26 protein-coding genes are annotated in these 25,035 nt (G+C 37.1%); 24 read left to right on the top strand and 2 right to left on the bottom strand.

Going from position 1 to position 25,035, the window contains the following annotated elements:
- Positions 1-205: 205 nt before the first annotated feature.
- The 23 genes from WDA22_17510 to WDA22_17400 all read left to right on the top strand — a co-directional run bounded on the left by WDA22_17510 (position 206) and on the right by WDA22_17400 (position 22,682).
- Complete coding sequence (locus WDA22_17510; protein ID MFA5835281.1) at positions 206-3,271, top strand: cohesin domain-containing protein; 3,066 nt, start codon at positions 206-208, stop codon at positions 3,269-3,271.
- A 268-nt stretch (positions 3,272-3,539) separates the two neighbouring features.
- Positions 3,540-3,902 carry a hypothetical protein gene (locus WDA22_17505; GenBank protein MFA5835280.1) on the top strand — a complete coding sequence of 121 codons (363 nt, stop codon included), beginning with the start codon at positions 3,540-3,542 and terminating at the stop codon, positions 3,900-3,902.
- 1,806 nt (positions 3,903-5,708) lie between these two features.
- Positions 5,709-6,065, top strand: coding sequence for a hypothetical protein (locus tag WDA22_17500; GenBank protein MFA5835279.1), 357 nt, complete (start codon positions 5,709-5,711; stop codon positions 6,063-6,065).
- A 189-nt stretch (positions 6,066-6,254) separates the two neighbouring features.
- Positions 6,255-6,581, top strand: a complete 327-nt coding sequence (locus WDA22_17495) for a hypothetical protein (protein ID MFA5835278.1) — start codon at positions 6,255-6,257, stop codon at positions 6,579-6,581.
- Positions 6,582-6,775: 194 nt separating this feature from the next.
- Positions 6,776-7,318 (top strand): hypothetical protein, encoded by a 543-nt coding sequence (locus WDA22_17490; GenBank protein ID MFA5835277.1) that lies wholly within the window; start codon positions 6,776-6,778, stop codon positions 7,316-7,318.
- A 197-nt stretch (positions 7,319-7,515) separates the two neighbouring features.
- Positions 7,516-8,181: a hypothetical protein gene (locus WDA22_17485; GenBank protein MFA5835276.1), complete on the top strand. Its 666-nt coding sequence runs from the start codon at positions 7,516-7,518 to the stop codon at positions 8,179-8,181.
- Between the two features lie 317 nt (positions 8,182-8,498).
- Positions 8,499-8,792, top strand: a complete 294-nt coding sequence (locus tag WDA22_17480; GenBank protein ID MFA5835275.1) for a hypothetical protein — start codon at positions 8,499-8,501, stop codon at positions 8,790-8,792.
- Between the two features lie 273 nt (positions 8,793-9,065).
- Positions 9,066-9,650 carry a hypothetical protein gene (locus WDA22_17475; protein ID MFA5835274.1) on the top strand — a complete coding sequence of 195 codons (585 nt, stop codon included), beginning with the start codon at positions 9,066-9,068 and terminating at the stop codon, positions 9,648-9,650.
- A 559-nt stretch (positions 9,651-10,209) separates the two neighbouring features.
- Entirely contained in the window at positions 10,210-10,542 is a 333-nt protein-coding gene (locus tag WDA22_17470; protein ID MFA5835273.1) for a TfoX/Sxy family protein, read from the top strand.
- A gap of 559 nt (positions 10,543-11,101) precedes the next feature.
- Complete coding sequence (locus WDA22_17465; GenBank protein MFA5835272.1) at positions 11,102-11,548, top strand: hypothetical protein; 447 nt, start codon at positions 11,102-11,104, stop codon at positions 11,546-11,548.
- 250 nt (positions 11,549-11,798) lie between these two features.
- Positions 11,799-12,134, top strand: a complete 336-nt coding sequence (locus WDA22_17460; protein ID MFA5835271.1) for a hypothetical protein — start codon at positions 11,799-11,801, stop codon at positions 12,132-12,134.
- Between the two features lie 217 nt (positions 12,135-12,351).
- Positions 12,352-12,840, top strand: coding sequence for a hypothetical protein (locus WDA22_17455; GenBank protein ID MFA5835270.1), 489 nt, complete (start codon positions 12,352-12,354; stop codon positions 12,838-12,840).
- Positions 12,841-13,064: 224 nt separating this feature from the next.
- Positions 13,065-13,586 (top strand): hypothetical protein, encoded by a 522-nt coding sequence (locus WDA22_17450; protein MFA5835269.1) that lies wholly within the window; start codon positions 13,065-13,067, stop codon positions 13,584-13,586.
- Positions 13,587-13,799: 213 nt separating this feature from the next.
- Complete coding sequence (locus tag WDA22_17445; GenBank protein MFA5835268.1) at positions 13,800-14,336, top strand: hypothetical protein; 537 nt, start codon at positions 13,800-13,802, stop codon at positions 14,334-14,336.
- 224 nt (positions 14,337-14,560) lie between these two features.
- Entirely contained in the window at positions 14,561-15,064 is a 504-nt protein-coding gene (locus WDA22_17440) for a hypothetical protein (GenBank protein ID MFA5835267.1), read from the top strand.
- A gap of 193 nt (positions 15,065-15,257) precedes the next feature.
- Positions 15,258-16,052, top strand: coding sequence for an alpha/beta hydrolase (locus tag WDA22_17435; GenBank protein MFA5835266.1), 795 nt, complete (start codon positions 15,258-15,260; stop codon positions 16,050-16,052).
- Between the two features lie 628 nt (positions 16,053-16,680).
- Positions 16,681-17,148 (top strand): hypothetical protein, encoded by a 468-nt coding sequence (locus WDA22_17430; protein ID MFA5835265.1) that lies wholly within the window; start codon positions 16,681-16,683, stop codon positions 17,146-17,148.
- A 192-nt stretch (positions 17,149-17,340) separates the two neighbouring features.
- Entirely contained in the window at positions 17,341-17,565 is a 225-nt protein-coding gene (locus tag WDA22_17425; protein MFA5835264.1) for a hypothetical protein, read from the top strand.
- Between the two features lie 553 nt (positions 17,566-18,118).
- Positions 18,119-18,445, top strand: coding sequence for a cupin domain-containing protein (locus tag WDA22_17420; protein ID MFA5835263.1), 327 nt, complete (start codon positions 18,119-18,121; stop codon positions 18,443-18,445).
- Between the two features lie 227 nt (positions 18,446-18,672).
- Positions 18,673-19,887 (top strand): T9SS type A sorting domain-containing protein, encoded by a 1,215-nt coding sequence (locus tag WDA22_17415; GenBank protein ID MFA5835262.1) that lies wholly within the window; start codon positions 18,673-18,675, stop codon positions 19,885-19,887.
- A gap of 203 nt (positions 19,888-20,090) precedes the next feature.
- Positions 20,091-20,444, top strand: coding sequence for a hypothetical protein (locus WDA22_17410; protein MFA5835261.1), 354 nt, complete (start codon positions 20,091-20,093; stop codon positions 20,442-20,444).
- Between the two features lie 628 nt (positions 20,445-21,072).
- Positions 21,073-21,507, top strand: coding sequence for a hypothetical protein (locus tag WDA22_17405; GenBank protein ID MFA5835260.1), 435 nt, complete (start codon positions 21,073-21,075; stop codon positions 21,505-21,507).
- Between the two features lie 689 nt (positions 21,508-22,196).
- Complete coding sequence (locus tag WDA22_17400) at positions 22,197-22,682, top strand: hypothetical protein (GenBank protein ID MFA5835259.1); 486 nt, start codon at positions 22,197-22,199, stop codon at positions 22,680-22,682.
- 226 nt (positions 22,683-22,908) lie between these two features.
- On the opposite strand, the gene WDA22_17395 is transcribed toward WDA22_17400, so the two are convergent.
- On the bottom strand, positions 22,909-23,181 hold the full coding sequence (locus tag WDA22_17395) for a HigA family addiction module antitoxin (protein MFA5835258.1): 273 nt from the start codon (positions 23,179-23,181) through the stop codon (positions 22,909-22,911).
- 12 nt (positions 23,182-23,193) lie between these two features.
- Positions 23,194-23,484: a type II toxin-antitoxin system RelE/ParE family toxin gene (locus tag WDA22_17390; protein MFA5835257.1), complete on the bottom strand. Its 291-nt coding sequence runs from the start codon at positions 23,482-23,484 to the stop codon at positions 23,194-23,196.
- A gap of 446 nt (positions 23,485-23,930) precedes the next feature.
- On the opposite strand from WDA22_17390, the gene WDA22_17385 reads away from it, so the two are divergent.
- On the top strand, positions 23,931-24,737 hold the full coding sequence (locus WDA22_17385) for a hypothetical protein (protein ID MFA5835256.1): 807 nt from the start codon (positions 23,931-23,933) through the stop codon (positions 24,735-24,737).
- Positions 24,738-25,035 lie beyond the last annotated feature (298 nt).

Here is a 25,035-nt window from a genome sequence, read left to right as displayed (position 1 = left end):
TTGGTTTTCAGTCGAATGTTGAAAAACGAGAACACAACATACGATTGCGGAAGAAGTCAGCAATTCACAAAATTCATTTCGTGGCCGCGATAAAACGTTACCACGCAACTTAGCTCCAGTCCGTTAGAACACACGAAATAATTATGGCGTAGTTACACAAGCAATATGAAATATCATTCACAAACTCTTGAAAGGAGTAAGATTTATGAAAAACATATTTCGGGCTTTGATGTTGACGGCTTCTATTCTCAGTAGTGTAAATTTGATGAATGCTCAACCGGTGCAAACTAACTTTGCACCAAATAGTACACCAACACTTGTTTTATCTTCCACTGGAAAAGTATTTTATAATACCGGAACTTTTCCAGATAGCTTCCAGAGATGGAGTTCGCGTCGTATTCAATCTTTATCTCAGAGCGACAGTATCGGGAATCCGCGTCCTTCAATAACAGTTGCGGGTTCTGGCCATAGCGGTTCAGATTCTTATACAATGGGAGGTGTAACATCAAGTCTCATTTATCAGGCAGATGTGCTGTTCACCAATCCCTCAACAGCAGAAGGGATTTACATGCATTTCAGGATGGCTGATACAAACAACTATTATACAGCAAAATATGGCCCGTATTACGGAGGGATATTAGTACTGGCAAAAAATGTTTCTGGGGTTGGTACCAACATACTTCCGCCCTTGTACGGGTTAGCAAGTTCTGCCAACACATGGTACAACTTAGAAGTTCGAGCCATTGGAAGTTCTTTAAAGGTATATTTCAACAATGTTCTTAAACTCTCAGGAACAGATACAAGTATTGTCTCTGGTCTTACAGGGTTAACTTTAGGAATATGTTGCAGTGCAAGTAATTCGTGGTATGTGGACAATATCAAAATATTCAAATCGTACCAAATAACTATAACTAATCTACAACCCGGCCAAAAGGTTGAACTTTATGATTCAACGGGTATTCTCAAAACGTCCGGTACGGTTCTCGCAGGGAAATCAAATGTTAGTATTGATGTTAGTTTATTAAAGTTTCCATTTACCGGCAATTTTAAAGTGTATGACACAAGCGGAACATTTCTTTTATTTACTTCTCAATCTAATTCCAATATATGGGGAGGAGATAATTATAATTTTACACCATCATCTTCATCAGGAAATAAAACCAAAATTGTTTTCTACTCAAAACGTGATGGTAATACTGAAATCTATACAATGAATCCTGATGGTACGAACCAGACGCGCCTCACCAACAATGGCACCGATGATTATTCTCCATCATGGTCGCCGGATGCGAAAAAAATCGTATTCGCATCTGATAGAGATGGAAATGGTGAAATCTATATAATGAACCCTGATGCTACGCAGCAAATACGCCTTACCAATAACAGTGCGAGTGATGGCAGCCCTGTTATTTCACCGGACGGAACAAAAATCGCGTTTACGTCATATAGAGATGGAAATGGTGAAATTTACGTAATGAATATCAATGGAACTAACCCGATCAACCTAACAAACCATCCGAATCCGAATGAAGGTGACCCAAGTTGGTCTCCTGATGGAAAGAAGCTTGCTTTTGCTTCTTGGCGTAATGGTACTGCAGATATTTATGTAATGAACGCTGATGGCTCTAATGTTACTCAATTAACACATGGTATATGGGGCGGCCAAACCTCTTGGTCTCCGGATGGAAGTAAGATTTTGTATAATTACCAACTTTATGTTGCTGTAATGAATTCTGATGGTAGCAATCAAACAAATATTCTCACTCTCGGTTGTTGTCCAGGTCCTTCATTGGGTTCATGGTCACCTGATGGCAGTAAGATAGTTTTTTCTACGGATAGATTAGTTGGCAATTGGGAAATTTATACATGTAATGCAAATGGCTCCAATTTAGTACGGTTAACAACCAGTGACAGTACTGATATAGGAGGTTCTTGGTCGCCATTCCTCTCTAACGGAAACATTTTACTTTCAGTTGACTCTGTTACTTCACGAGTTGGAGATACTGTAAAAGTACCTATTCGCGTTACATTTCCATCAGGAATGAATTACAGTTCTTCAGAAATTACTCTCGGTGGCTACAAAGGCGGTTTGCAGTTTTTGTCTCTGGATACAAATTCAACACTCATTGGTGCTAAAGGATGGTCATATCAGGTAAACGGAAATGATTCGGTAGTTATAACTGCGTCTGCAGGCGCGAATGAAATAAATAATACAGGAATTTTATTTAAAGTTAAATTTAAGGTCTTAAGCGGAGGGTGTAATTTTATTCCACTAAATATAAAGTATGCTGTATTTAATACGGGAACGGACAGCGTTTCAAAAGTAAGCGGTGGTGTTAGCAGAAGAGCCGCTCCAATGTTTGGTGACGTTGATAAGAACGGACAAATCCAAGCAATGGATGCATCAAAAATTCTAAAATATCTTGTAGGCAAAGATTCGCTGGATTGTCAATCACAGTCAAACGCTGATGTAACAAACAACGGATTTATTTCCGGATTAGATGCTACAGGAATTTTGAAATATGTAGTTCGTCTGATTACTTCTTTTCCGGCAGACAGCATAAATATGGGTCCAACATCTGCTCAGGGCATCATCGCAATGAATAGCAGTATTCCAATTCCACTTGGTTCTATTGTTGAAATACCATTAAATCTTTCTGAAGGCAAAAATATATTGTCGTTTGAAGGGAAATTAAAGTTTAATCCCGCTGAATTATCATGGAATAAAATTACTTGGTCTTCCTTACTAAACGATTTTAATATTGAAATAAGTATTGATTCAGCAAATGGTATGTTACGTTTTGCAGGTGCTGGTTCACTACCAGATGGAGCGGCAAGTAAATTCTGCTCCATTTATTTTGTAACAAAGATAAATGGGTCGTCGAAAGTTACGTTGGAAGAACTTCGTTGGAATGAAGAAAATAAAATGGTAAATGTAAGTTCAACTAATGTTGTTACAGCAGTTCAACAAGACATTGAAACTATTCTTACGGAGTATTCATTACAACAAAATTACCCCAACCCATTTAATCCTTCAACAACAATTCGGTACGGTTTGCCAAACCGCAGTAGTGTAAGACTTGTCATAACAAATACACTCGGTCAAGAAGTTGCAGTTCTAACAAATGGGGAAAAAGAAGCCGGTTACCATGAAGTTGAATGGATTGCAAATGTTGCATCAGGAATATATTTCTACAGAATAGACGCAGTCAGCAGTATTGATCTGAATAAGAGATTCACACAATTGAGGAAGATGATATTGTTGAAGTAATATTTAAATATAACTTCCGAAGTCTGAGTCCATTCGTCTCTGGGGTAGGATTTCGGAAGTTTGTTAATTAAATATTCTACCGCGTGTGTTCTAACGAGTCGCTCAACCTGACGTGGTAACCGCGACGCGCTTTGAGTTTTCAAGTGTTGAGTTGTCAAATGAGAACACACGATACACGACAGTATTTTATATTTTAAAAACGGATTCCCGCGCGCTGAAACGTTACCACGCAGGTTAGCTCCAGTCCGTTAGGCAACACACAAACGATATGCTAACAGAATATAAAGATGTTTATCAACTAGAAGGGGAGCCAAAACGGCGATGGTTTTTTGATAATTATTTTGATCTAATTGTGTGGTACAATGAAGAAGGGAACATTATTGGATTTCAGATTTGCTATGATAGGTCAGGAAATCAGCGTGCGTTAACTTGGAAAAGTCCATCACTATACTTCCATATGCGAGTAGACGACGGAGAAAATCGATCTGGCAATTATAAATCAACGCCGATTTTGGTTCCAGACGGCATATTTGAATTTAAGAATATTGCTGAGCGATTCAAAAGTGTTTGTGCAAATGTAGATTCAAATATTACCGAATTGGTGTACAACAAAATTCTGAATTATAAATAGTACCGTGTGTGTTGCCTAACCAGTCGCTCAACCTGACGTGGTAACCGCGACGCGCTCTGAGTTTTGAGTGTTGAGTTGTCAAATGAGAACATACGATACGAAAGCATATTTTAAATTTAATAACATAATCCCACGCGCTGGAACGTTACCACGCAGGTTAGCTCCAGTCCGTTAGCCCGCTCTGCTGGCGACAAAATAAAATGTTGCTCAAGTTTTATAGTTCAATTTGAGATTTGCTGTAAAATCAAAAAAACAAATAAACAGTTCTTTAACATTCAAAAGTTGTTGTGCAATTCAACGTGGCTTACGCCAGCCGCCAGCAATGTAGCGTTTCAAAAAATAGTTTTAGCGGGCTAACCAGTCGCTCAAGTTGACGTGGTAACCGCGAACGCGAATTTTGTATCACGAGTTGAAAATTCTAAACACAACATACAATTCAAACAGTTATCAGCAAATTAATCAAGATCGCGTTCGCGTAAAAATGTTACCACGCAACTTAGCTCCAATCCGTTAGGCGTATGAAAATATTTAGTCAAGACAACTTAATAGCACAGTTTAAAGCGATGCCAATTCAGCGAAACAATTCAAATATTGTCTACGGCTTGGCGTTAGTATATTTCATATCCCTTTACAATTTTATCGGCGAAACAATATGGCAAGTATATTTTGCCTGTATATTTCTACAATTGTTCGGTCTTATCTGGATATTTTTGATAATAAAGTATGATGCATTACCCAAAATTAGACCAATGGTCAATGAAATCTGTGAAAGAAAAAAAGATCCAAAGGAATTCTACTACAGCGCTGTGGTTGGTATTTTCAATTATCTATTAAGTTTCGCGGTTCCAATTATCATACGCCTAACCAGTCGCTCAACCTGACGTGGTAACCGCGACGCGCTTTGAGTTTTCAAGTGTTGAGTTCTCAAATGACAACTTACGATACGCGATATCATTTTAAATTTAAAAACGGATTCCCGCGCGCTGAAACGTTACCACGCAGGTTAGCTCCAGTCCGTTAGGCAACACGAAGCAAAAATGGTGTAATTCCAAAAAAGCATAAAACGAAATTACACAATCAACATTCAGAAATCATTCAATTGCCAACAATATTTGTTGTTGAAGAAAAAGTTGTTCAAAACGAGCAGTCACATAAAGAAGAAAGTTCAGTTCTAATTGTTGGCAATTGTTCAACAAACTCGCGTGTTGCCTAACGAGTCGCTCAAGTTGACGTGGTAACCGCGGCGTTGGTTTTTTAGTCGAAAGTTGAAAAACGAAGACATAACACATGATTGCGGAAGAAATCAGCAATTCACAAAATTCATTTCGTGGCCGCGATAAAACGTTACCACGCAACTTAGCTCCAGTCCGTTATACGGCTTGTTGCCAACGGCGAGAAGCATAAAAAGTAAGTCAGCGTTTGTGCGTCAATTGAAGATTTAACGGAGTCAAACAAGGTTATCAAGAAAAATTGTGCGAGGTTCAGGTTTTAACGAATCAAGAATTGGCTTCGCACGCCGTTGGCAACTTAAAACTCATTTGCAGTCGTCGTTAATGCTTAAAGTTAAAAATCAGTGTTCAAATCTAAATAGTCGGTAAATTAATCAACAGCCGTATAACAAGTCGCTCAAGTTGACGTGGTAACCGCGGCGTTGGTTTTTAAGTCGAATGTTGAAAAACGAGAACACAACATACGACAGCACAAGTAATCAGCAATTTACAAAATTCATTTCGTGGCCGCGATAAAACGTTACCACGCAACTTAGCTCCAGTCCGTTAGGTTGCTCAATAAGTATTGTGATAAATAATGGAAGAAGAACAAACGAAGAATCGAAGGAAGAAGTATTTGCGCTTTCTTGCGGTGTGGGCTATCATTTCAGTTTTCTTTTTTGTTGAATTAGTTTGTGAAGCGTATCCCAATTATCCTAAAAAGACAAGCGAGTGGTTTCTTCTCTTACTTATAGGCCCTCCGGTTTGGATAGCAGGAGAGTATATTTTAGAGAGATTCTTAAGTAAACCGATTGAAAAAGTTTTTAGAAAATTGGGAGAAGAAAGACTAAAAACAATCAACAAAATATTAGCACTCATTATCGCAATACCAATTGCAGTAATGGTTTTGATACTTTTAAGTATTTATGCTTATGAAGTTATACTTAACAAATAAATCGCAACCTAACCAGTCGCTCAAGTTGACGTGGTAACCGCGAACGCGATTTTTGTATTCAAAGTTGAAATATTTAAGCACAACATATGATTCAAACAGTTGTCTGCAAATTAACCGAGCTCGCGTTCGCGTAAAAACGTTACCACGCAACTTAGCTCCAGTCCGTTAGGCAGCAGAAAGAAAATAAAAATGAATACTTACATTCTTCCAATCGTACTTATTATCATAGCTTTTGTTCAATACTCGCGTAACCAAATAATAAATAAGTTCTTTTACACCGATACATTGTCTCCGGAATCTGCAAAACAATTCAAGGATATTGGTGTAACTGACTTACCTATCGTAAAAGTACTGTTGTTTCGAGGAATTCTTAAAGCCGCAGGTAATAATAAATATTATTTGGATCTAGAAAGAAAATATGAAATTGAAAAAGCTAAAGAAAAGTATCTGATAGGGCTAATTATTTTAGCGACAGTATTTCTTATTGTTGCAGTGGCAGTTCTTTATTTTCGATAACTGCTGCCTAACCAGTCGCTCAACCTGACGTGGTAACCGCCACGCGCTTTGAGTTTTGAGTGTTGAGTTGTCAAATGAGAACTTACGATACGAAACATCATTTTAAATTTAATAATATAATCCAACGCACTGGAACGTTACCACGCAGGTTAGCTCCAGTCCGTTAGGCGGCATAATATGAAAGTAGAGCTACAATGAGATCGGGTATAACAGGTCGCATAATCGGCGACTTAATATCAGATAAATTGAAACGGAAATATGGCAACAGGAAAGCAATTCTAATTGAAGGCATCGTTTCGCTTTCAATGGCTTTAATCTTTTTGATTATCTATATCATGTTGTTTCCTACTTTGACTGAACAATCGTTAATAGTAACTGAACTAACAGCATTTGAAGTTAATTTGAAAACATCTGGTCGAAAAACAGATATCTATATTTCTGAACGTGACAGAAAATATTCAATTAATTATGGTCGTTGGCGCGAAAGATATTCTACTAATGAATTATTGAATGCACTACGACAGTCAAAGAAAATATCGATTTGGTTAAAATCAAAAAATGATTCGAATATATTTGGATTACGAACTGAGAATGTAGAAATACCACCAAGCGTTGGTCTTAATTTATACATGACTAACAGAGCATCCCTACTTTGGCTGATAATATTTTTTGGTGTTGCAGGAATTGGAACTTTAATTTACGGACGGTTTATTAAAACTAATGTTGATGCCGCCTAACCAGTCGCTCAACCTGACGTGGTAACCGCGACGCGCTTTGAGTTTTAAGTGTTGGGTTCTCAAATGACAACTTATGACAGCGATAGTTATCAGCAAATTAAAAACACAATCCGGCGCGCTGGAACGTTTGCACGCAGTTTAGTTCCAGTCCGTTAGAACGCACGAAATTGATGTTGTGCTATTACTCTAAAGGTAATATGAATTATTCTCAAATTGTTTTTTTCTTAGTGGTTTGTGTCTGTTCCTATGGTCAGATAAAGGACAAGACTTGCAACTGTCCGAATAGTACTTCTTTGCCAGACACTACTTTTTATTTTTCAAACGGTAAAGCAATTGGTCTTTGTGGTTATAAAGAAGTTGATAATGGGAGTAAAAAAGTTTCGTTTTATGAATATCATTTATTTGTTTGTGGTCAAGATTCTACAATTGCGAGCGGGGGATGGTTTTTACAAAACAGCAGATTGCGAAAAGTAAAGGACACTTTATTCCTTGAGGATTGTCCATCTCTGCCTATAGGAGATAATTTCAAACCAGAAGAGGTACCTTGGACAATTGAGAAAATGTATTTTATTAAAGGATACATAAGAGTTGAGGAAGAGATTAACAGAGGAATTAGAAAATACAATGAACGAGAAATTCAAACGGTAATTAAGGAATACGAAAATATTAAACCAAGCGATTCAAACCTTGACGATAATACAATGGTATTAGTTGATAAACTTTTCATCGCAACAATTTCAGGCAGCAAAAAGGCGAGGGCATATTTTATAGATATTCCTAAAAAGTTTGCGGGTCTTGATGCATTTGGCGGCGAGTATTATCATGACTTGGTGTCTAAATTATCAGAATGGGGCGAAAAATAATCTACAATCGGTCAATGCACATTTTACGTCGTGCGTTCTAACCAGTCGCTCAACCTGACGTGGTAACCGCGACGCGCTTTGAGTTTTAAGTGTTGTGTTTTCAAAAGACAACTTACGATACGCGACATCATTTTAAATTTAATAACAGGATCCATCGCGCTGGAACGTTACCACGCAGGTTAGCTCCAGTCCGTTAGGCGGTTCTAATAAAGAGTATACATTTGCAAATATTACACAAAACATATTTCAATTATTACATACTTTTTCGTTTTCTGAAATTGAATGTATTTCCAGAAATATCAGCTGCTGGATTGTTGATGGCAACAATAATGTTTTATGTTCTAAGTTTATTAACCATAATACCTACAATGTTAAAATTGCCTGTGATATTTGATATACCAATAGAAATAGTAACCATAATAGTATTAATAGGATTTGGATATGGATATTATGCTTTGCTTGGGGGTGGAAAACTTGTAAGCATTCAAAGAAAGTACCAAGAGACTCCCAGAGAATTAAAAATCCAAAAGTCAGTTGAGGCAATTTTAATATCTATTTTTGGCATTGTTGCTATTGTGGCGTCTTTAGCATACTGGGGAAGAAATATTTAAAACGAACCGCCTAACCAGTCGCTCAACCTGACGTGGTAACCGCGGCCGCAATTTTTGTATTCAATGTTCAGATTTCAAAACACAACATACGACACATTTAGTAATCAGCGAGTTAATCAACATTGCGTCCGCGTAAAAACGTTACCACGCAGGTTAGCTCCAGTCCGTTAGGCGGTTCGAAATAGCTTTTTATAATCATAGGACCAAAATGAAAACATCAAAAAAAAGGAAGCAAACGCTGAAAAGGGAATCCATTTAGAGGGTAATCCCAAAGTGTTAGCAGATGAATTGAAAATAGAATGGGTGAAAATTAAAATAGAAGAATATAAAACCTTACGAGCTGAGGTCTTAAATTCAGGGAATAATTCTATATCAATTTTGCGTTACGGTCTAATAGCGATTAGTGGATTAATTTATTTTGGTCTAACAAATATAGATAATGTCTTAACTTCAAATCTTATATTTCTGTTATTTTGTCCAGTCATTTGCTATTTAATATTAATGATTTGGGTTGGTGAAATTGCACGACGATTTCGTGCTAGTAGTTATATCCACGATTATATTGAAAAGGAGGTCAATAAATGTTTCGAAGATTTGGGTCCGGTGCTTCATTGGGAAAAATGGTTAAGGGGTGAAAATGAGAAAGATCATCGTAAGAGACTGTTTAAATGGCATCGTGCTGCCACAGTTTCTCTTTTCTTTATAACCGCAGGTTGTTCAGCATTTACAGGTATTTACAAAAATCAGAATGTCTTTACCCAGTTACAATTTGATTTAATCTTTTATTCTGAAGCAATATTTATCGTTGGTGTTGCTCTTTTTGTATTGTCAGTCTATAAGAAATTAAATCTTTGGTAAAAGAACCGCCTAACCAGTCGCTCAAGTTGACGTGCAAACCGCCGTCGCTCTTTAACGGAAGTGTTGAGTTCTAAAATGACAACTTACGATACGCGAGTTCATTTTTAATTTAAAAACACAGCCGGCGCGCTGGAACGTTTGCACGCAACTTAGCTCCAGTCCGTTAGGCAACGCGAAGCTAGAGTGGCGTAATTCTCAAAGAGCAGAAAAAGAAATTACGCCGACAAGAATTTGAAATTAATTCAATTGCCAACAATTGGTGTCGTAATCCGACGTAGTTGTTCAAATTAAGCAGACAATTAAGGAAGAAAGTTCAGATGTAATTGTTGGCAATTGTTCACCAAACTTGCGCGTTGCCTAACAAGTCGCTCAAGTTGACGTTGCAACCGCGGCTTGGGTTTTTAGTCGTAAGTTGAAAAACGAGAACACAACATACGACAGCGAGAGTTATCAAAAAATCACAAAAGTGTTTTTCAAGGCCGCGATAAAACGTTGCAACGCAACTTAGCTCCAGTCCGTTAGGCCGCACGTCCAGTTTTGACACTGAAATGGAAATAATATGGCATATAACACAATTTTAGCGGACCGTATTCGGCATCAATTAATCAGACGCAGGAATTTTACTGAAAAGAAGATGTTTGGTGGAATATGCTTTTTGCTTAATGGTAATATGTGTTGTGGTGTTATTGGACAGGAATTGATTATACGAGTTACCACACAACAAGCAGAATCCTTTCTCCGAGAGAAAGATATTAGGGCATTCGATTTTACAGGTAAGCCCAGCAAGAATATGATTTATGTTGGTTCAAATGCTCTACAAAGTGATACCGATTTGAAGAAATGGCTAGTGATTACTATGGATTATGTAAAATCACTTCCCAAAAAAAATTGAATTTGTGCGGCCTAACCAGTCGCTCAAGTTGACGTGCAAACCGCCGCCGCTCTTTAGCGAAAGTGTTGAGTTCTCAAATGACAACTTACGATACGCGAGCTCATTTTTAATTTAAAAATACAACCGGCGCGCTGGAACGTTTGCACGCAACTTAGCTCCAGTCCGTTAGCCCGCTCTGCTGGCGGCAAAATAAAGTGTTGCTCAAGTTGTGTAGTTCAATTTGAGATTTGTTGTAAAATCAAAAAAAACAAATAAACAGATCTTTAACATTCAAAAGTTGTTGTGCAATTCAACGTGGTTTATGCCAGCCGCCAGCAGTGTAGCGTTTCAAAAAATAGTTTTAGCGGGCTAACCAGTCACTCAAACATGACGTGCAAACCGCGACGCGCTTTGAGTTTTAAGTGTTGGGTTCTCAAATGACAACTTATGACAGCGATAGTTATCAGCAAATTAAAAACACAATCCGGCGCGCTGGAACGTTTGCACGCAGTTTAGTTCCAGTCCGTTAGGGCGCAGGGAATAGACAGTGTTCATAATCTCAATTATAATATCCTTAATAATGCAATTTCAGTCGGTTGGCTCTAATGTGTTGCCAACCACTATTTCACAAATGATTTCCGAGAAATATAAGAAGTGGGAATTGGTAGTTTACTCTTACACTAAACTCAACAAAGAAAAGGTTGTTACAAAATTTATCCGTGGTGATTTTAATGGAGATTCAATATTAGATTATGCTGTAATGATTAAGGTGAATAATGATCCTCAAAATTGCAGATGTTTGGCATTTGTATCACAATCTCAAAAATACTTAACATTCACGATTGGTGGAAAGTATTCTGTTTCACGTTCATCTATGCAATTTGACAGAAAAGGTTCTAGAAAATATGATTATAACACACAAAGTGAAATTGTTTTAACTAGCGATGCTTTCACAATCGCTACTGAAGGCTGTAATACTTATGTGTTCAAGAAAAATAGTTTTGTAACTCTGGCATCGTGCGATTAAGTCCTGCACCCTAACCAGTCGCTCAAGTTGACGTGGTAACCGCGAACGCGAAATTTGTATTTAACGTTGAAATATTTAAGCACAACATACGACAGCAACAGTTTTAAATTAATTAATCAAGGTCGCGTTCGCGTAAAAACGTTACCACGCAACTTAGCTCCAGTCCGTTAGAACGCAAAATAAGCATTGTTGGAATACTAATAACTAACATACGATGTTCCGCGGATCAATAATTAAGAGAGATTAAAAAATGAAACTTCAAATTCAATATTTATTTATGTTTGTTTTTTTGGCGTCTATCTCATTGGCTGCCTGTAAAGATCAACCAAACCTTTCAGGAGAATGGCGATGTGAAAGCCGTTCACACTCAGCAGTCATCACACAAAATGGCGACACTTATTTGGTGGAGATGCATTTTTATTTAGGAGGGGGAATATATAATGACTTCAAAGTATCGGGTAAGTATATAGATGGGGAAATTAAAATTGATCCTATTTATGGCAAAATGAAATACTCAATAGAGGATGATAAACTTTTCTTTTCGGGCGGCAAATTTGTAAGAGTGAACCAACAAAATAAAATGTAAACATGTGAGTACATTTATTTGCGTTCTAACCAGTCGCTCAAGTTGACGTGGTAACCGCGAACGCGATTTTTGTATTCAAAGTTGAAATATTTAAGCACAACATACGTTTCAAACAGTTATCAGCAATTTAATCAAGGTCGCGTTCGCGTAAAAACGTTACCACGCAACTTAGCTCCAGTCCGTTAGCCAGCCATCCATAAACTGAAAGGATAAACATATGAGAAACAAAACATTAGTTATGTTCTTTAGTTTTATCTGTTTCTGTTCCTTTGCTGTTGCACAGAATTATACTGTAAATTCTTCTTACCAATTAGGTAAGTATGGAGAGTACTATGGTATTGCAGGATCCCATTGGATAAAAACGTGGAATAATGAAAAAGTAATTTTGCGTGGAACAGTTGGTCTATTTGCGGGTTATCATTGGGGAGAACGTGCAACGATGCGCGATTTCAAACGAATCGAATTGAGTATTGAAAGTAGAAATACAATGGTAACAGGTAAAGATTATTTTAATATCATTGGTGGAGGTTACTCGTTTGCATCATATAATCAATCCACCAGTAATGGATTAAAACCTTCCGATAATAATGGATTGTTATTTTCATTTGGTTTTGGTACAAAAATATCAAGTCCGGCTGTCGTAATGGCGAGATATATTTGGGGATTAGAAAGAGGAATTAGATTAGGAATGGAATTTGATTTTTGACTTTGTGTTGATCTAATTCTCAAAATGGCTGGCTAACCAGTCGCTCAACCTGACGTGGTAACCGCGACGCGCTCTGAGTTTTGAGTGTTGAGTTATCAAATGGCAACATACGATACGAACAGTTATCAGCGATTTAAAAACAGAATCCATCGCGCTGGAACGTTACCACGCAGGTTAGCTCCAGTCCGTTAGGTTGCTTTTACTTCACACATTTAAAATATTTCATGAAAACAATAACAGTGAAAATATTTCGTTTGGCGCTGTTGATTGTCAGCATTGGCAATCTAGCCAGTTCACAAATCGCATCAAAAGGTAGCGCAAACGTTGGTGCTTCATTAGAAACTATTTTCCCCAATAAATATTCATCCGGGCTGGGATATGCAGTTTCTTTGGGCTATTTCTTATCAGATGAATGGAGTGTTTCACTAGATTATTCAAAAATTAGGATTACAGATAAAATATTTAAATATACTTGGGATATCTCTGCTCCGGCAATATTTATGGACTATCATATTATTCCGAGAAACAATTTTGATTTTCTATTATCACTTGGAGTTGGGCAAACAAAAATATTAGGTAGTGCTGACCAAAAATCATTTTTTTATAGTTCAGGCTCAAATAAGTCAATGGTTTTCCCTCAAGGCCGAATTCATATGCGCTATCAAATATCACCACTATTCATGATTCGTGCTGGAGTAGGTTTTTATCGACCAATATCAATTGCTGTAGAATATATTTTCAATTAATAAGTTTATCAAAATTAAGCAACCTAACCAGTCGCTCAAGTTGACGTGCAAACCGCCGTCGCTCTTTGGCGAAAGTGTTGAGTTCTCAAATGACAACTTACGATACGCAGGCTCATTTTTAATCTAAAAATACAACCAGCGCGCTAGAACGTTTGCACGCAACTTAGCTCCAGTCCGTTAGCCAGCACGGAATTGGCATTTAAAGGAAATGAAATGAAATATTACGCGATTGAAATGTTACTTCTTATCACTCTTGTGGGTCAATCCGTTATCTCTCAATCAGAGGTTTCGAATAATGTTGATACTCTGTCCGGAAAAAAAGGATTAGTCTTTACATTTTCAGGTCTAAATCTAGGAGGTGGTCTTGGTGGCAAATATTGGTTGTCATCATCACGTGCAATTCGAATTCAGATTACAGGTGGTTATTTTAAATATTCAAGTGAAGATTACAGCAATAGTTATGCATCCTTAAATGTTGGACTTGAAAAACATTTTGAGATTGTGCAGCAACTATCTCCATATGTCGGTGGTTCATTTGGGTATTCTTGGCGCGATAATTTGTTGTCTTATAAAGATGGTTTTCAAATGGTTGGATTTATTGGCATTGAATTTTGGACGTACCACAACATAACACTTTCAGGTGAACAAAATATTAGTTTTTCATATTCTACAAATTTGGGACGTAATTCATCATATTCAATTGGCATTAATACTTCAACTTCATCTTTATTATTGTCAATTTATTTTTAACCGTGCTGGCTAACCAGTCGCTCAACCTGACGTGGTAACCGCGACGCGCTTTGAATTTTGAGTGTTGAGTTCTCAAATGACAACTTATGATACGAACAGTTATCAGCAATTTAAAAGCATAATCCAACGCGCTGGAACGTTACCACGCAGGTTAGCTCCAGTCCGTTAGGTTGCAGGTTATCAGCATTGTACAATTACAAATTATAAACAATATTCATCCCAACATGACATCTGAAAACTGGAAACACTTTTCTACAATACAGATTTATTGTGGTAAATTGTTAATCGGAGATTTTTCATATTTATCTTCCGAAAACGATTGTTTATTGGTTAATCTTAACTTGGGGAAATATGATTTATTTACCCAATCTGTAACGATCAATGGATTGAAAACAATCTCCCGAGTTAGAATTTTACTCCAAGGTTGTAATGGTAAATTGGATGAATTGCTTGGAACAACTTGGACAGATGTTGGAAAAACTGGGATTTGTGATTTTGATCGTTACCATGAGGCATTTAAACGACTTGATGTTGAGCATAATTGGAAACACTACATGGATACGGCATATTTTGATAATAATGAAGGTGTGTTAAATCTCGATAATAACACAGGGGCATCGATGTATTATTTTCCATCGGGCGAAGGAGACGGAGAATATAATGTCTTTTCACTTACCGAAAATGGAAAACTGGTTGGAGCTGAAATTGAGTTTATCAAAAATAGCTAATTGCAAAACCTGCAACCTAACCAGTCGCTCAAGTTGACGTGGTAACCGCGACGCGCTCTGAGTTTTAAGTGTTGAGTTGTCAAATGAGAACTTACGATACGCGATATCATTTTAAATTTATAAACGGATTCCGGCGCGCTGAAACGTTACCACGCAACTTAGCTCCCGTCCGTTAGGCTGCAAAACAACAGACATGAAAATAAATATAATTTTTGTTTCGCTCGTATCATTAATTTTAGCCTCATGCGATTTCATCGTCAATAAATTTTCTTTTTTCCCAGATAAAACTACTGTGATTCATGAAGATCAATTGCCTATAAATTGTAAAAAAATAAACATTTTGACTTCCGATAACATTCGGCTTGATGCTTTGTATTTCTCTAATAATGATAATTCTAAAAATGTGATCATATATTTCCATGGAAATGGTGGAAATATTTATTATAGAATTAGAGAATGTGAACAACTTTCACAAATGGGGTTAAATGTCCTTCTTGTGAGTTATCGAGGTTACGCAAAAAGCGAAGGAAGTCCGAGCGAGAAAGGAGTTTATATTGATGGCGAATCTGCGGTAAATTACGCAACAAATGAACTAAAATTTAAATTAAGCAATGTAGTAATATTTGGACGATCACTTGGTACAGCCATTGCAATTGAAGTTTCTCAATTCAAAGAGATTTCAAAACTCATTCTGATTACGCCATTGTCATCAGGTGGTGATGTTGCTGATGTTAATGGGTATGGAAGTTTAAGACTTATTTCTGGTAATCCGTTTAACTCCATAAAAAAAATTAACAATATCCGTTGCCCAATTTTAGTAATTCATGGAGATAAGGATGAAGTAATTCCTTATAATCTTGGAAAGAAAATATTCGACACATTTAAAGGTACAAAAATCTTAATTACCGTAAAAAATGGCGATCACAATAATCTTGAAAATGTCGATCCGAAATTATATTGGGGATCAATTGAATCATATTTAAAATGATAACATTGTGAAATGCAGCCTAACCAGTCACTCAACCTGACGTGCAAACCGCCGACGCGCCTGAAACTTGAGTGTTGAGAAACGAACACACAACATACGTTACGAGAAGTTATCGGCATTTTAAAAACAGTTTCAACCCGCTGGAACGTTTGCACGCAGGTTAGTTCCAGTCCGTTAGCCCGCTCTGCTGGCGGCAAAATAAAATGTTGCTCAAGTTTTGCAGTTCAATTTGAGTTTTGTTGTAAAATCAAAAAAGCAAATAAACAGTTCTTTAACATTCAAAAGTTGTTGTGCAATTCAACGTGGCTTACGCCAGCCGCCAGCAGTATAGCGTTTCAAAAAATAGTTTTAGCGGGCTAACCAGTCACTCAAACATGACGTGCAAACCGCGACGCGCTTTGAGTTTTAAGTGTTGAATTCTCAAATGACAACTTACGACAGCGATAGTTATCAGCAATTTAAAATTACAACCCGGCGCGCTGGAACGTTTGCACGCAGTTTAGTTCCAGTCCGTTAGCCAGCAAAAATAACCATTATGCTAAATACTTTAATACAAGCATTCGAGAGTATCTTCATTCAATTCAGTTTCAGAAGATTACTCTACATTCTATCACTCTTTGTAATTATTGTGGGCTCGTTATATGTATTTGAAATGAAAACGGGTTATGCGCTTTACAATAGATTGGACCACCGCGTTCAATTGTTAGAACGACTTCATGTCTTACAAAAGGATAGCATAAATAAATCTGAAGATTTGTCTCATATTTATCAATCAATCATAACTGAACTAGAATCTTCTGATCAAAGTTCATTTTCATTTCAATTTAGATACGAACCATTTATTAAATTCTTTTCGGCGGCATTAATTCCTTTTGTATTTATGTTAATTGCATCTATTCAGTTAATGCAAGGTCAACCAGGGGCTTCTTCCTTATTTGTGGGTGCCGTTTTCATCACTCTCTTGATTGGTGTGCCTGCCGTCTACATACCGACATTTAATTCGGTTTGGATTAATTCTGGAATTTATGTTGTATTCCAATTCATAATGATGTACGTAATCTCAATTTATGGCAATATTGTAAAGAATAAACAATAAGGCACTTTGCTGGCTAACCAGTCGCTCAACCTGACGTGGTAACCGCAACGCGCTTTGAGTTTTGAGTGTTGAGTTGTCAAATGAGAACTTACGATACGAACAGTTATCAGCAATTTAAAAACATAATCCAACGCTCTGGAGCGTTACCACGCAGGTTAGCTCCAGTCCGTTAGGCAGCAGGAAGGAAAAGTCATGGAAAGAAAAAATACTATAATTACATTGTTGGCAACAGTTGTGACACTGATATTTATCGGTTTAACAATTTATGATTTCTTTCTGCAAGATTATGGCAGTGGAACAACTGAATTCTTTAGATTCACAACAGGTATGATCTTTGTAATTGCGCTATGGTCAACCATTTACAAAAACAGAAAGAAAAAAGTGCTTCAAACTACCGATCAGTTGCCAACAAAATAACCTGCTGCCTAACCAGGCACTCAAGCTGACGTTGCAACCGCGGCTTGGGTTTTAATCTTAAGTTGAAAAACGAAAACACAACATACGACAGCGGAAGAGCGAACGAAATCACGAAAAGTGTTTTCGAGGCCGCGATAAAACGTTGCAACGCAGCTTAGTTCCAGTCCGTTAGCCCGCTCTGCTGGCGGCAAAATAAAATGTTCCTCAAGTTTTGTAGTTCAATTTGAGATTTGTTGTAAAATCAAAAAAAGCAAATAAACACTCTTTAACATTCAAAAGTTGTTGTTCAATTCAACGTGGCTTACGCCAGCCGCCAGCAGTGTAGCGTTTCAAAAAATAGTTTTAGCGGGCTAACCAGTCACTCAAACATGACGTGCAAACCGCGACGCGCTCTGAGTTTTAAGTGTTGTGTTCTCAAATCACAACTTACGATACGCGAGCACATTTTTATTTTAAAAATACAACCGGCGCGCTGGAACGTTTGCACGCAGTTTAGTTCCAGTCCGTTAGAACACACAAATAAATATTCTACTATTTAATATTGGTGAAATATATGTCATCGGAATTAGTAATAAGTTCACAATTAAATTGGGAACCAATTGTTTTAGACGGTAAAACGATTGAAGGTATTTATTCAAAAACTCTTAGATACGCCCAAGATAAAAAACGACCAATTAGACTCTTGCTAAAAATTGAAGCCGGTGCTTCATATCCAGCGCACAACTATCCAGGAGGAGATGAACTATTTGTATTGGAGGGTGAAGTTAATTACGGAAAATATTTGCTCAAGAAAGATGATTATTTACTCGTGCCACCTAATCCCAGTCTTGTGGTGTTTTCAAATATTGGCTGCATAATGTTATTCGCATTGGCAAAATAGAAATTCTTATTTGTAAATTAACCTTGTGTGTTCTAACCAGTCGCTCAACCTGACGTGGTAACCGCGACGCGCTTTGAGTTTCGAGTGCTGAGTTGTCAAATGAGAACATACGATACGAAACATCATTTTTAATTTAAAAACGGATCCCGGCGCGCTGGAACGTTACCACGCAGGTTAGCTCCAGTCCGTTAGGCGCAGTGTAAACAGATATTCTCAGTGAGGATTAGATGAAAAATATTTTGTTGTTAATTATTTTAACTTTATATGCATTCTTATTTTTGCCGATTAAAACTTGGGCTCAATGGAAAAAGACCAGTCTTTCTACTTCATCACAAATTTCAGCAATTTTTGCTCAAGATAATGTTCTATATGCAGCGATAGGATATGAGGGAGTTTTTGTATCTACTGATGCTGGAAATACATGGATTTCAATTAACGGCAATTTAACGGACACTAATGTTTATGATTTTAAAAGAAACGAAAAATATCTTTTTGTAACAACTAATAGTGGTGTATTTCGTTCAGGCGATAGTGGCAAAACTTGGTCTCTTGTCAATTCTGGCTTACCATTCTATCCTTATGCTACCGGTTTGGCTATAAAAGGTACGACATTATATGTTGGCATTTCTGGGGCAGGAATATTTCAATCCAAGAATAACGGTAATATTTGGTCACCAATTGATGGACATGAAATGAGCTATTATCGTTTTGATGTAAGCGGAGATACTCTATATGCTGTTGGGAATCAAGGGCTTGCGCGATTGATAGGAACAAGCACCGATTTAGAATGGATAAAATATTCATCCGTTCCAGACTTTGCTGTCAACGGAAAAATTCTTATTTACTCGTGGCGGGATCCAAATGGGAGACCTTCACAGCTGAAAGGGATGTACGTTTCTAAAGATGGAGGAAAAAGTTATCAACATATAAATGAGCTTGTTTTTTCCCAGATTATCGCTGTTGATGCTAATTTCATAGCACAAATTTCTGATAGTGTGTTTATTTCAAGCGATATTGGAAATAGTTGGGTTAATATCAATAATGGACTATCTAAAAATTACATTAGATCTTTTGCGTCTGATGGAATTTACATTTTTGCAGGTATAGATGGAAAAGGTTTGTGGCGTAGGCCATTATCCGAAATGATTACTAGGGTTAATAATCATAATGACGGAGTTCAAAATTTTGTACTAAATCAAAATTATCCAAACCCGTTTAATCCAATAACAACTATTTCAGTTACCCTTTCATTTAGATCATTTATATCGCTAAAAGTATTTGATTTTCTTGGACGGGAAAATATCATTTTAGCAAACGGAGAGTTTTCTTCAGGGAATCATTCATTTCAATGGAATGCGCAAAACATGTCTAGCGGGGTATATTTTTATCGACTGCAATCTGGTTTGTTTGTTGAGACTAAGAAATTAGTTTTACTAAAATAAAACAATGCGCCTAACCAGTCGCTCAAGCAGACGTTGCAACCGCGGCTTGGGTTTTAATCGAAAGTTGAAAAACGAGAGTACAACATACGACAGCGGAAGAGTTAACAAAATCACAAAAATGTTTTTCGAGGCCGCGATAAAACGTTGCAACGCAGCTTAGCTCCAGTCCGTTAGGCAACAAGAAATGGCATTGTTGTACACAAATGATAAAAAGTATAAAAATATTGTTCCTCAGAATAATTGGCCTGGTATTTATTAGCTGGGCTTGTATTTCTTGTAGCTCAGCTGATAGGACATTGGTAAAAATAGTTGAACCATCAAAAGACGGAATTGATACAACACAATGGTATCTGTATTACAAACAAGAATTGTCAATCTCTCAGGGAGCCGTTGTTGCTCCTTCGGATTTATATCCACCAGCAGCGAAAGAGGGGTACAAAAAGGCATATTCTGAGTGGCAAATAAATACAACTTTTATGGTTTTTGGTTTAACGCTTTTAGTTCCGATATACACTCTAGGTTTTGCATTTGTACTGTTTAGAGTAGTATTTCATTAATTGTTGTTTAGGCTAACATCTTGTTGCCTAACCAGTCGCTCAACCTGACGTGGTAACCGCGACGCACTTTGAGTTTTGAGTGTTGAGTTGTCAAATGAGAACATACGATACGCGACATCATTTTAAATTTAAAAACGGATTGCCACGCGCTGGAACGTTACCACGCAGGTTAGCTCCAGTCCGTTAGGCCGCAGTTGTTGCAGGCCGCATCAAAAGGAAAAGCAGAATTAGCAGTTAATCGTACATTGTCATTAATTGGGTACGATTAAAAGAAAAGATATTTAGCGGGATTTTGAGTTTATCTAAATCAGCAATTGTGCGCGCAAGTGCAGCCTGCAACCTAAAACTCAAGTGTATGTAGTTCTCAAACGCACAGGTTAAGAAACAGTGTTCAAAACTCAAAGTTCTGCAAATTTATTAACAGCGGCCTAACCAGTCGCTCAAGTTGACGTGGTAACCGCGGCTTGGGTTTTTAGTCGTAAGTTGAAAAACGAGAACACAACATACGATTGCGGAAGAAATCAGCAATTCACAAAATGTATTTCGTGGCCGCGATAAAACGTTACCACGCAACTTAGCTCCAGTCCGTTAGGCAGGCAGAACAAAAGTATCTAATAGGAGAAATAGTTTGAAATATAAATACATCATCGCAATATCATTAATAGTGGCTTTGACAGGTTGTTCAACATACCATATTTCCATTGAAAGCTTTAAAACTCAATTTAATGGTTTGGATTCAACAAAATTACGTGAAGTTACAATCAGTGGTCCGTTCGGTGGGAGAGCATCGTATTTAGCTAATCCGATTGATACAATTTATTGTATGGATGACGATAACAAACAAATTAAATTGGTCAACAGACCGTCAATTGAAATTCGGTTTACTTATAACAATGATGATCGGACAATATTTTATTTTGATACAATTTATCTTCAGGATTCTTTAATTGTGGGTTCGAAGTCGAGATTTATTCCGTCCTTGAGAGATGCGATTCCATTAAATACTGTCAAATTGATTGAAGTGCAAGATGGAAAGAAAGACTTTAACTATGTCAAAGAATAATAACTGCCTGCCTAACCAGTCGCTCAAGTTGACGTGGTAACCGCGAACGCGAATTTTGTATTCAAAGTTGAAATATTTAAGCACAACATACGATTCAAACAGTTATCAGCAAATTAATCAAGGTCGCGTTCGCATAAAAACGTTACCACGCAACTTAGCTCCAGTCCGTTAGGCCGCAGTTGTTGCAGGCCGCATCAAAAGGAAAAGCAGAATTAGCAGTTCATCGTACGCGTTCATTAGCTGACTACGATTTAACAGAAAGGACTTTATGCGGGAGTTTGAGAGTTTCTAAGTCAGCAATTGTGTGCGCGAGTGCAGCCTGCAACCTAAAACTCATGTGTATGTAGTTCTCAAACACACAACTTAAGAAACAGTGTTCAAAACTCATAATTCTACAAATTTATTAACAGCGGCCTAACAAGTCGCTCAAGTTGACGTGGCGACCGCGAACGCGATTTTCACGGAAGTGTTGAGAAACGAAGACACAACATACGTTAGCGGTAGTTATCAGTAAATTAATCAACAATGCGTTCGCGGTAAAACGTCGCCACGCAACTTAGCTCCCGTCCGTTAGGCGCCATATATCAAGAGTTTACATGACTCACAAATTGGTTATTGGGATATTGTTCTTATTAAACATTGATTGTTTACATTCACAAATATCAATCGATTCACTCTCTATTCGAATTATGAGTTCCGATACAATTCAATTGAATATATCAAAGAAATTGAAGGTTCGAACAATCATTAACATCTCCCAACCAGAATCAATTGGTACTATTTATCGAATAGAATTTTATAAGAGTGGTGATTCAAAAGTCAATAGTATTGTTTCAGAAAAGATTGAATGGTGGGGGGCTCCAGAAATAGATTTTGTAGATTTAACATTTGACGGATTTTTAGATTTACGAATATGTGTAGAGAGAGGTATGCCTGATATTTACCTGACATATATTTATGATCCTAATAGTGAACAATACCTGTTTTGTAATTCTTGCGATGAATTATATGGGGATATATTTATTGATAAAAGAAAGCGACAAATGTTTTCCACTGGTTATTGGCACGATGCTCAATACAACGCATCTTGGAGACGTGACTATAAAATTAAGAATGGGTTTCCGGTAATGAGTAAATATTCTGAAGATAAAGACAAGTATAGAAACAATAACTGACGAAAACATTTTAGAAGTATTAATGTATGGCGCCTAACCAGTCGCTCAAGTTGACATGGTAACCGCGGCGTTGGTTTTCTGTCGAATGTTGAAAAACGAGAACACAACATACGACAGCACAAGTTATCAGCAATTCACAAAATTCATTTCGTGGCCGCAATAAAACGTTACCACGCAACTTAGCTCCAGTCCGTTAGCCGGCAAGGAATTGAATGCGGATGAATAATTAAGCGGCGTGCTCGAGGTGTTGTTTTGCGATGTAAAGATCGCAAGCAACTTGTAAATTCATCCAGAATTCGGAAGAGGTTTTTAAGACACGTGATAATAGCACCGCAGTTTCTGCAGTCATGTCACGTTTGCCATTGATCAGTGTGTTAACTCTTTGCACAGGCACACCCATTCGGCGAGCTAATTCTAATTGACTTAGTTCCATTGGCCGTAAGAATTCTTCTAAAAGAATTTCGCCAGGATGAGTAGGTTTTCTGTTTTTGGGTATCATGTTTAGATTCCTTTAATGATAATCAATGATTTGAACATCTTTTGCATTGCTTTGAGTCCATTCGAAGACAATCCTGTATTGATCATTGATTCGAATAGAATGTTTGCCTTTAAAATTACCCTTGAGTGCTTCCAATCGATTTGACGGTGGTATCCGGAGATCCATCAAATCATGAGCGGCATTCAATAGGTCGAGTTTTCTAATAGCGATTTTCCAAATGACAGACGGAATTCGTCTAGCTTGTTTGGTGTCAAAACCATTGTAAATGTCTTCGGTGGCCTGGTCTAGGAAATTGATTATCACAATAAAATATACCACTTTAACGGTATATGTGCAAGTGGTATTTAATCTTGCCGGCTAACCAGTCGCTCAAGTTGACGTGGTAACCGCGAACGCGATTTTTGTATTCAAAGTTGAAATATTTAAGCACAACATACGATTCAAATAATTATCAGCAAATTAAAGAAGGTCGCGTTCGCGTAAAAACGTTACCACGCAACTTAGCTCCAGTCCGTTAGCCGGCGTGTAAATATTGCATTCAAATAAAATATCATATTCTAAAATATACCTAAAACTGAAATATTTAATCATTAAAGTATCTAATGATGTTTGATTAATGTAATAAGTTTGATGCTAAAGGATAATGAAGATAAGGAGGTGTTTTATGACTTAACTACTTAAACACATAATTTGATAACATCAAGTTAAGAATCATTATAATACTTAATAAATTTAAAAAAGGGAAACATATGAAATCAACTTTTGCTTATTTTGTTTTGTTGTTTGGTGTAATACTTATTAATGGTTGCAATAATGACAAAAATCCAATTGTTAATAATTCACAAAATAGTTCTATAAGTAATGAGACAAACTTGCCTGAATTGGATCCAGGTAAAATGTTGGTTAGGTTATATAATGATAATGGTGCATTAATTAAAGAGGAAATAATAAATCAACCAGATCGATCAAAATTTGCAAAAGCAACACTAACTAATGCAGTAACTCCTACTTATTACCCCTATACTTATATCATGCCCCAGTTGGCTGTCTCCGTTAATTTTCATAATAATGATAATGCATCTATGCAAATTGCCAGTCACTATGCAAATACTACTGTATATATTGGTGGTGGCGTGTCCTACCAAATGGGACCTGGTAACGTACTTTGGATTTATCCAGCTATGGGAGGTACTCCTGTATCCTCAACCCAACCTATACAGGTAAGCGCTAGTTCAAATATTACAGGTTATATTCATCAAATGACTTTGTTACCATTGGCTATTTCTGGAAATACATTTAGAGTACCACCTCTTGAAGGTACTACTACTCCAATTTGGGTTTCTATTGCCGCATTTAATAATGGAACGACTGTTAGCGGTCCTAACACATGGAACCTTGGTGCAAATCAAACAACATATTTTCAAGCGTACCCTGGTACTCTGATCCAAGCTAACCAACATATTTCTGTAGTTGCGTTTGTATCAACTGCCGTGAACAATGGAAGGGCCGCTACATGTATTCCACTTGATGTTTCAACTGGAATAGCTGCTGAATAATAATTGAATAAGATTAAAAACTATTTACATTCTATTAAATAATATTAATCATTAATCCTTTATCATACGACCAAAACAAGCTGTCCACAAGACAGCTTGTTTGTTTAATTGTTACAAAATTCGTAAGTATAAAAATAAATTCGATTGATCATATGAGAGAGTTATAAATATTTAATACTTCAAATAATTTAAATATAATCTCATATATGCCGGCTAACCAGTCGCTCAACCTGACGTGGTAACCGCGACGCGCTTTGAATTTTAAGTGTTGTGTTCTCAATTGACAACTTACGATACG

It is taken from the genome of Bacteroidota bacterium (genome assembly GCA_041658205.1).
Taxonomy (GTDB): Bacteria; Bacteroidota; Ignavibacteria; order UBA10030; family UBA8401; genus UBA8401.
The sequence above is the reverse complement of the archived record's forward strand: the minus strand, read 5'-3'. Positions and strand labels throughout refer to the sequence as shown.